General features: G+C 73.2%; 7 protein-coding genes. 2 read left to right on the top strand and 5 right to left on the bottom strand.

Going from position 1 to position 8,092, the window contains the following annotated elements; all coding sequences use genetic code 11:
- Positions 1-22: 22 nt before the first annotated feature.
- The 5 genes from FM076_RS26035 to FM076_RS26015 form a co-directional block, all read right to left on the bottom strand.
- Positions 23-1,627, bottom strand: a complete 1,605-nt coding sequence (locus tag FM076_RS26035; RefSeq protein WP_428815026.1) for an MFS transporter — start codon at positions 1,625-1,627, stop codon at positions 23-25.
- 170 nt (positions 1,628-1,797) lie between these two features.
- The gene (msrB, locus tag FM076_RS26030; protein ID WP_173873333.1) at positions 1,798-2,211 is read right to left on the bottom strand and encodes a peptide-methionine (R)-S-oxide reductase MsrB; all 414 of its coding nucleotides are present in this window, start codon (positions 2,209-2,211) and stop codon (positions 1,798-1,800) included.
- A 27-nt stretch (positions 2,212-2,238) separates the two neighbouring features.
- Complete coding sequence (gene murC / locus FM076_RS26025; protein WP_173873332.1) at positions 2,239-3,654, bottom strand: UDP-N-acetylmuramate--L-alanine ligase; 1,416 nt, start codon at positions 3,652-3,654, stop codon at positions 2,239-2,241.
- A 128-nt stretch (positions 3,655-3,782) separates the two neighbouring features.
- A complete protein-coding gene (locus FM076_RS26020; RefSeq protein ID WP_173873331.1) occupies positions 3,783-4,253 on the bottom strand; it encodes an indole-3-glycerol phosphate synthase in 471 nt (156 codons plus the stop codon).
- A gap of 109 nt (positions 4,254-4,362) precedes the next feature.
- Positions 4,363-5,196 carry a pyrimidine reductase family protein gene (locus FM076_RS26015; protein ID WP_173873330.1) on the bottom strand — a complete coding sequence of 278 codons (834 nt, stop codon included), beginning with the start codon at positions 5,194-5,196 and terminating at the stop codon, positions 4,363-4,365.
- 64 nt (positions 5,197-5,260) lie between these two features.
- Between FM076_RS26015 and zapE the strand changes: the two genes are divergently transcribed.
- Complete coding sequence (zapE, locus tag FM076_RS26010) at positions 5,261-6,385, top strand: cell division protein ZapE (protein ID WP_173873329.1); 1,125 nt, start codon at positions 5,261-5,263, stop codon at positions 6,383-6,385.
- A 196-nt stretch (positions 6,386-6,581) separates the two neighbouring features.
- Complete coding sequence (locus tag FM076_RS26005) at positions 6,582-7,985, top strand: alkaline phosphatase PhoX (RefSeq protein WP_173873328.1); 1,404 nt, start codon at positions 6,582-6,584, stop codon at positions 7,983-7,985.
- Positions 7,986-8,092 lie beyond the last annotated feature (107 nt).

Below are 8,092 nucleotides of genomic sequence, written 5' to 3'. Positions count from 1 at the left end.
CTCGGCACGTACGGACCGAGTGCTAGCAGACGGGCTCGCGGCTGGGGTCCTCCGGCGCGGCCCCCGCCGCGCCGCCGGACCGCGCCGCCCGGCGCGCGCCCCCGGCCTGCTCGGACGCTGCCCGCACGGGCGCGGCCTGTTCGGGGGCGGCCTGTTCGGGGGCGGCCTGTTCGGGCGCGGCCACCGGCGACGGCCTGACCGCCGACGACGGCAGGAACGCCGCGATCAGCAGGCCCAGCACCGCGGCACCGGCCGCGATGAGGAACGCCGTGCGGAAGCCGTCCAGGTTGGGCACCCTGGTGGCGCCCAGCGGGCTGGCCATGTGGGCGAGAACGACGCCGACCACCGCGCTGGACGTCGAGGTCCCGATCGAACGCATCAGGGTGTTCAGCCCGTTGGCGGCGCCGGACTCGGACGGGTCGACGGCGCCGAGGATGAGCGCGGGCATCGCCGAGTAGGCGATGCCGATGCCGACCCCGATGAGCACCGACAGCACCACGGTCTGCCACACCGCGCCCAGCAGCAGGGTGCCCAGCAGATAGGAGCCGGCCAGGATCACCAGCCCCGTCATCAGCGACACCTTGGGGCCGCGGGCCCGGGACAGCCGCGCCGAGAGGGAGGAGACGAGCATCATCGCGAGGCCCATCGGCGCCACGCACAACCCGGAGACCACCATGGACTGGCCGAGCCCGTACCCGGTGGCGACCGGGAGCTGGAGCACCTGCGGCAGGACGAGCGTGAGCGCGTAGAAGGCCAGGCCGACCATGATGGAGGCGAGGTTGGTCAGCAGCACCTGGCGCCGGGCCGTGGTGCGCAGGTCCACCAGCGGGTCCCGGGTGCGCAGTTCGAACAGCCCCCACAGCAGGAAGATTACCAGCGAGGAGCCGAAGAGGCCCAGCACGGTGGGGCTGCCCCAGCCCCAGTCGCCGCCCTTGGAGACGGGCAGCAGGAGGGTCACCAGCCCGGCGGAGAGCCCGAGGGTGCCGAGCACGTCGAAGCGGCCGGGGGTGCGCAGCGGCGACTCGGGCACCAGCAGTGCGACCAGTAGCATCGCGACCGCGCCGATGCCCGCGGCGCCGAAGAACAGCACGTGCCAGTCGGTGTACTGGGCGATCCAGGCGGCCAGCGGCATCCCGAGGGCGCCGCCCACGCCGAGGGACGAGCTCATGAACGCCATGGCGGAGCCCAGCCGTTCGGGGGGCAGCTCGTCCCGCATGATGCTGATGCCCAGCGGGATGGCCCCCATCGCGAAGCCCTGCACCGCCCGCCCGGCGACCATCGGCACCAGCGCCGAGGTGAAGCCGCACATCAGCGAGCCCAGGACCATCAGCCCCAGGCTGAGCAGCATGATCCGCCGCTTCCCGTACAGGTCACCGAGCCGCCCCATGATGGGCGTGGCGACGGCGCCCGACAGCAGGGTGGAGGTGATCACCCAGGAGGCGTTGGATGTCGACGTGTCCAGCAGGGCGGGCAGCTGGGCGACGACGGGGACGATGAGGGTCTGCATGACGGCGACGGAGATGCCGCCGAAGGCCAGTACCGGGACGAGCCACCGTCCGCTGTCTCTCGCCCGCTCCCCGCCCGGACGTATGTGATCCCCCGCCGGTGCTCCCACGCTCTCCCCCACGCGTCCGTCCCGTCCTTCCTGTGTTCATGAGTCGACTGCGCGACCGGCGCCGTCGGCGGCACCGCCCGGAGCCCATGGCTACCAATCGCGTGCAGCGTACAAATGAACACCGGGCGGGTGCCTCGTATTTCCGCGGGGAAGAGGAGGCGGACAGTGCGCCCCGGCGCGCGTCAGTCCGCGTCCTGCCGGGGCACCAGTCGCAGGGAGAGGGAGTTGATGCAGTAGCGCTGGTCCGTGGGGGTGGGATACCCCTCTCCCTCGAACACGTGACCGAGATGCGAGCCGCAGCGGGCGCAGCGGACCTCCGTGCGGACCATCCCCAAGGAGCGGTCGGTCAGCAGCTCCACGGCCTCCGAGCGGGCCGGGTCGTAGAAGCTGGGCCAGCCGCAGTGGGAGGCGAACTTGGTGTCCGAGCGGAACAGTTCGGCACCGCACGCCCGGCACTCGTACACACCGGTGGTCTCGGTGTCGGTGTACTCACCGGTGAACGGGCGCTCCGTACCGGCCTCGCGCAGCACGTGGTACTCCTCGGGCGTCAGCTCCGCCCGCCACTGCTCCTCGGACTTGTCGATCTCGTAGGCCATGTCGGCTCGCTCCTCAGCGCTCGTCGCTCACTCCGCCAGTCGGGCGAGGATGCGGGGGCCCAGCTCCGTGACGTCGCCCGCTCCCATGGTGAGAACGAGATCGCCCGGCTCGGCCATTCCCACGACGGCGGCCACCGCGTCCTGGGGTCCCTCCACCGGACGCACCGCGGCACCGGCGGCCTGCGCGGCGTCCGCGACCAGCGCGCTCGTCACACCCGGGATGGGATCCTCACGCGCCGGGTAGACCGGCAGCACCACCGAACCGTCGGCCAGCGCCAGGGCCTCGCCCATCTCCTTGCCCAGCTCCTGGGTCCGGCTGAAGAGGTGCGGCTGGAAGACCACCAGCACCCGGCCGTCCCCCGCGCCGCCGCGGATGGCCTCCAGGTCGGCGGTCATCTCGGTGGGGTGGTGCGCGTAGGAGTCGATCACCTGCACACCGCGGGCGAGCCCCTTGAGCTGGAGGCGGCGCTTGACGCCCGTGTACGAGCCGAGAGCGCGGCCCAGGTCCCGCGCCGGCACCCCCAGGGCCGCGCCCGCCGCGAGGGCCGCCACCGCGTTCAGCGCGTAGTGCCTGCCGGGCACGGAGACGTCGAAAACCAGCTCCTCGCCGTCGAGGACCACCGCGACCTCGCTGGTCAGCCCCTTCGGGGTGAGGCGGACGACCCGGACGTCGGCGTCCTCCGCCTCCCCGTAGGTGCGGATCGTGAGCGCCCGGCCGCCGGCGGCCGCCCGCAGCCGGCGCGTCAGCTCGCGGGCCCCCGCGTGGTCGGCCGAGACCACCAGGGTGCCGCCGTCGGTGATACGGCCGGCGAACGTCTCGAAGGACTCGTAGATCTCCTCGATGGAGGCGTAGTTGGCGTGGTGGTCCAGCTCCACGTTGAGGACGATGGCGACCTCGGGCGCGTACTTGTGGAAGCTCCGGTCGCTCTCGTCGGCCTCCGCGACGAAGATCTCGCCCGTGCCCTGGTGGGCGTTGGAGCCGGGCCCCTCCAGATCGCCGCCGATGGCGTAGGAGGGGTCCAGGCCCAGATCGGCCAGGGCGACGGCCAGCATGGAGGTGGTCGTCGTCTTGCCGTGGGTGCCGGCCACGGCCAGCGGCCGCAGCCCCTCCATCAGCGCGGCCAGCGCGTCGGCGCGGTGCAGCACGGGCAGGCCGCGCCGCCGCGCCTCCACCAGCTCCGGGTTGTCCTCGCGGATGGCGCTGGAGACGACCACCACCGTCGCGTCCGGTGCCACGTGCGCCGTGGCGTGACCGATGTGGACGGTCACCCCGAAACCACGCAGCGCGTCCGCCGTCGCGGACTCGCGGGCGTCACTGCCGGCGACCCGCGCGCCGCGCACCGCCAGGATCTTCGCGATACCGGACATCCCCGCGCCGCCGATCCCGATGAAGTGCGGCCGCTCCATGGCGGAGGGGAGGGAGGGGGTGGCGGCAGCGGTCATACGGGCTCTCCTGGCAGGCTCGGCGATCGACGGGGAACGCGCCAAGCCTATGCGGTACGCCCCCTCCCCCAGGGAGAGGCCTCACCCCTCCTCACCCCCGGCCCCGACCCGCGGCCCCGCCGAAGACCTCACTCCTCGTTGTGCGCGAACAACTTCAGCACCGGCACACCCACCTTGTGCCGCGCACGGGAGGCCCAGTCCCTATGGAAGAACTCTTCCACCAGGTGGGGTGCGGTCAGGACGATGACCTCGTCGGCGCGGGTCTGCTCGGCGACGGACTTGAGGACGTCGAGCGGGTGGTCGGCGATGATCTGGCCGACCGCCTCGCACCCGGCGTCTCTGAGGCGCTTGAGCGAGAGCTCCAGCGCCTGCTCGGCGGGCCCGATGGCCTCGCCGCCCTCGGGCTCCTCGGCCTCGTGGACGACCTGCTCCAGCTCTCCGAGGGCCACGTCGTCCAGTGCCCGCAGCAGCCGGTCCTGGTCGCCGCGCGGCTGGAGGAGGACGACGAAGGAGACGGGCTCCTCGCCGTGCAGCGTCGTCACCATCTCCACGTCGGTGGACACCAGCGGCTTCTCGATCATCAGCACAGTCGTGATCACGACGGGCGCCCCTTCTCCGGTCGAAAAGAAACCATCCTGCCCCGTGCGTGCACGGGTCCAGCGATCCTGCGTTTTTCAGTCTGCCCAGTGACACGAAAAGCGGAACGTCTCATTCCGCAACGGTTCGCGACCGACGGTAACGGGTGAAGAGGAACCCGTCCTCCTCCAGGACCCCTTCGAGGGTGTACTCATCCGGGTCCGGCAGGACGGGGCCGTTCATGATGCGGGGGGCCGAGCCCGCGACGATCCGCGGGGCGATGGAGAGACACAGCTCGTCGAGTACCCCCGCGTCCGCGAACTCCCCCAGCAGGGTCGGGCCGCCCTCGGTCAGCTGCCTGCGCAGCCCGCGCCCGGCCAGCACACCGGGGACCCGCGCCGGGTCCACCCCGGCGCCCTCCCCGGCGAAGACCACCTCCACCCCGGCCTCCCTGGCGCGCGCCACCCGCTCGGCCGGGGCGCCCCGGCCGGTCAGCAGCAGCGTCGGGACGACGGGCTCGGTGAACAGGGGCAGCGAGAAGTCCAGCTCCAGCCCGGCGCTGACCACCGCGATGGCCGGGACGGGTGCCTGGCCCAGCGCGGCACGGCGGTCGGCGAAACCCCTGCGGCGCTTCGCCGGCCGGTAGCCCTCCTGGCGCACGGTCTGGGCGCCCACGACCACGACATCGGCGAGGGCGCGCAGCACCCCGAAGATCCACATGTCGGCCTTGGAGGAGAGCGGCTGGGAGCGCCCGCCGTGGTGGATGGCGCCGTCCAGCGAGGCGACCATGTTGCCGCGCAGCCACCAGGCGGCCTCATCGGCGCCCTCGCCCACCGGCGGGTAGGCGTACTCCTCCGCGATCTCCTCGACGCTCCACTCGGGGGCGGGGGCGGGGGCGGCGGCGGTGCTCGACGGGACGGACGGGCCGGACGGGCCCGGGGGGTTCGATGGGAACAGGCGTCGCATAGGGCGCAGTGTGGCACGGCGCACGCCGGGCGGGCGGCACACCGCCGGGGGCGGGCCGACTAGCATGACAATCGTGTCAACGTCCCACGCGCACATATCCCAGACCGGTGCCGCCCCCTGCGACGGCCCCGGCGCGGCCCCCGCGGCGCTCACCGACCGGGAGCCGCACGTCCCGGCCGAGCAACTGGTGGCCGAGATGGTGCCGCCACCGCGCTTCGACGGGGTGCGCTTCGCCACCTACCTCCCCGACCCGAAGCAGCCGAGCCAGGCCGAGGCCGTACGGGTGCTCGGCGCGTTCGCCGAGGGCCTGGGCGGCGGTGCGGCGCACGGCGGCGCGGGCCGCAGGCGCTGGTTCCGGCGCGAGCCACGGCAGCAGGCCCCGAGCGGGCCGCGCGGGGTGTACCTGGACGGTGGCTACGGCGTCGGCAAGACGCACCTGCTCGCCTCCCTGTGGCACGCGGCGCCGGCCGCGCCGGAGCGGAAGGCGTTCGGCACCTTCGTCGAGCTGACGAACCTGGTGGGCGCGCTCGGCTTCCAGCAGACCGTGCGCACCCTGGCGGGCCACCAGCTGCTGTGCATCGACGAGTTCGAGCTGGACGACCCGGGCGACACGGTGCTCGTCTCCAGCCTGCTGGCGAAGCTGGTGGAGAACGGGGTCGCACTGGCGGCCACGTCGAACACGCTGCCGGGCAAGCTGGGCGAGGGGCGGTTCGCCGCGGCCGACTTCCTGCGGGAGATCCAGGGTCTGGCCGCGCACTTCCGCACCCTGCGCATCGACGGCGAGGACTACCGGCACCGCGGACTGCCCCAGGCGCCCGAGCCCGCCACCGACGACGAGGTCGCCCGGGCCGCACGCCGCACGCCCGGCGCCACCCTGGACCACTTCCCGGACCTGCTCTCCCACCTCTCCCGCGTCCACCCCAGCCGGTACGGCGCGCTGGTCAGGGACGTCGGCGCGGTCTGTCTGACCGAGGTGAAGCCGGTGCCCGACCAGTCCACGGCGCTGCGCCTGGTGGTGCTCGCCGACCGGCTCTACGACCGCGAGATACCCGTCGTCACCTCCGGTGTGCCGTTCGACGAGTTGTTCAGCGAGGAGATGCTGGCGGGCGGGTACCGCAAGAAGTACTTCCGCGCGATATCCCGGCTGACCGCGCTGGCCCGGGACGGCAAGGCGCTGACCGGGGACTGACCGGAGACCCCACCGGGACCCGGCGGCGCGCCGGCCGGCGGCCCGCGCGCCCGCGCCTGCCTGCGGTACGGGCGGGCGGCCCGGTCCGCCGCCCGGGTATCCGGTTGCCCCAGTTGTGTCGCGAGCGCTGTGCGGGTGCTGGTGTACGTGGTACACACACTCGGGTCACCTGTCCGCCAACAGGGGAGAGTGCCCGATGCCCACGACACGACGTCAAGCGCTGGCGAGAACCGGAGCCGTTGGGGCGGCAGTCGCCTTCAGCGGCGCGCTCCCGGAACTGTTCACGGGGACCGCCGCGGCCCAGTCCACCGGCGGCAGCGCGGGTTACGGCCCGCTCGTCCCCGATCCCGACGGGCTGCTCGATCTGCCCGAGGGCTTCCGCTACCAGGTGCTCTCCCGCGAGGGCGACCGGCTCCGCTCCGGCGAGGGCAGGGTCCCCAGCAACTGCGACGGCATGGCCGCCTTCCCCGCGGCCCGCGGCGCGGGGCACGGCCGCGGCGGGGGCCGCACCTGGCTGGTGCGCAACCACGAGAACCGCAAGCGCTCACGGGTCCCCGTCCCCGCCGTCGAGGGCCTCACCTACGACCCGGAGGGCGAGGGCGGCTGCACCGTCCTGGAACTCGACGAGGACGACGGCGACATCAGGGTGCTGACCGAACGCGTCGGCATCGCGGGCACCTCCACCAACTGCGCGGGCGGACCGAGCCCCTGGGACACCTGGCTCACCTGCGAGGAGACCGAGTACAAGGCGGGCGAGGAGGGGTACACCAAGGACCACGGCTACATCTTCGAAGTCGGCTTCGACCGCCGCCGGCCCACCTCGGTGGAGCCGCTGAAGGCGATGGGCCGCTTCCAGCACGAGGCCGTCGCCTTCGATCCGCGTACCGGTGCGGTCTACGAGACCGAGGACGCCTTCGAGAAGCCGTTCGGGCTCTTCTACCGCCTCCTGCCGAAGAAGCCCAAGGGCGGCCACGGTTCCCTCCACGCGGGCGGCACCCTCCAGGCCATGCGGGTGCCGGGCGTCGCCGACCTGTCGTCCGTCACCGAGACGGGTACGTCCTTCGACGGCATCGAGTGGATCGACGTCCCCGACCCGCTGGCCCGGCAGACCCCCATCCGCTTCCAGGACTTCGGCAAGGGCGGCATCACCCACGCGCAGAAGCTGGAGGGCTGCTACTGGGGCGGCTCGTGCGTCTACTTCGTCTCCAGCTACGCGCGCAGTGAGGAGGGATCGCAGGGGGACCACTTCGGCCAGATCTGGCGGTACGACCCGCGGCGGCGGCGCCTCACCCTCGTCATCGTCTTCGGGCCCGGCACGGACGTGCGGCTGCCGGGTGAGGAGCCCGACAACATCTGCCTGGCCCCCAGCGGCGGCCTGATGGTCTGCGAGGACGGCGAGGGCGCCCAGCACGTCTTCGGTCTCACCCGGCGCGGCGCCGTCTACCCCATGGCGCGCGGCGCGCAGAACATCGGCAGCCCCGAGGAGCCCGAGTGGGGCGAGTTCGCGGGGGTCACCTTCTCGCCCGACGGCCGCACCATGTACCTCAACTGCTATACGCCGGGCACCACGTTCGCCGTGACGGGCCCCTGGAAGCACTGAGCCACGCGCACGCTCCGTGCCCTCCCCCGGTTCCCGCCCGGGGGAGGGCAGGCCCTCCCCCGGGCGGCCCCGCCCCGCTGCTCCCGGTCCTCACGAGCGGCGGGCGG

It is taken from the genome of Streptomyces albus subsp. chlorinus, assembly GCF_013302895.1.
GTDB lineage: Bacteria > Actinomycetota > Actinomycetes > Streptomycetales > Streptomycetaceae > Streptomyces > Streptomyces chlorinus.
The sequence above is the reverse complement of the archived record's forward strand: the minus strand, read 5'-3'. Positions and strand labels throughout refer to the sequence as shown.

Bases quoted from the DNA above. Each gene is read 5' to 3' on its own strand.
- zapE (WP_173873329.1), top strand. From the start codon at position 5,261: ATGACAATCGTGTCAACGTCCCACGCGCACATATCCCAGACCGGTGCC.
- FM076_RS26005 (WP_173873328.1), top strand. From the start codon at position 6,582: ATGCCCACGACACGACGTCAAGCGCTGGCGAGAACCGGAGCCGTTGGG.
- msrB (WP_173873333.1), bottom strand. From the start codon at position 2,211: ATGGCCTACGAGATCGACAAGTCCGAGGAGCAGTGGCGGGCGGAGCTG.
- FM076_RS26015 (WP_173873330.1), bottom strand. From the start codon at position 5,196: ATGCGACGCCTGTTCCCATCGAACCCCCCGGGCCCGTCCGGCCCGTCC.
- murC (WP_173873332.1), bottom strand. From the start codon at position 3,654: ATGACCGCTGCCGCCACCCCCTCCCTCCCCTCCGCCATGGAGCGGCCG.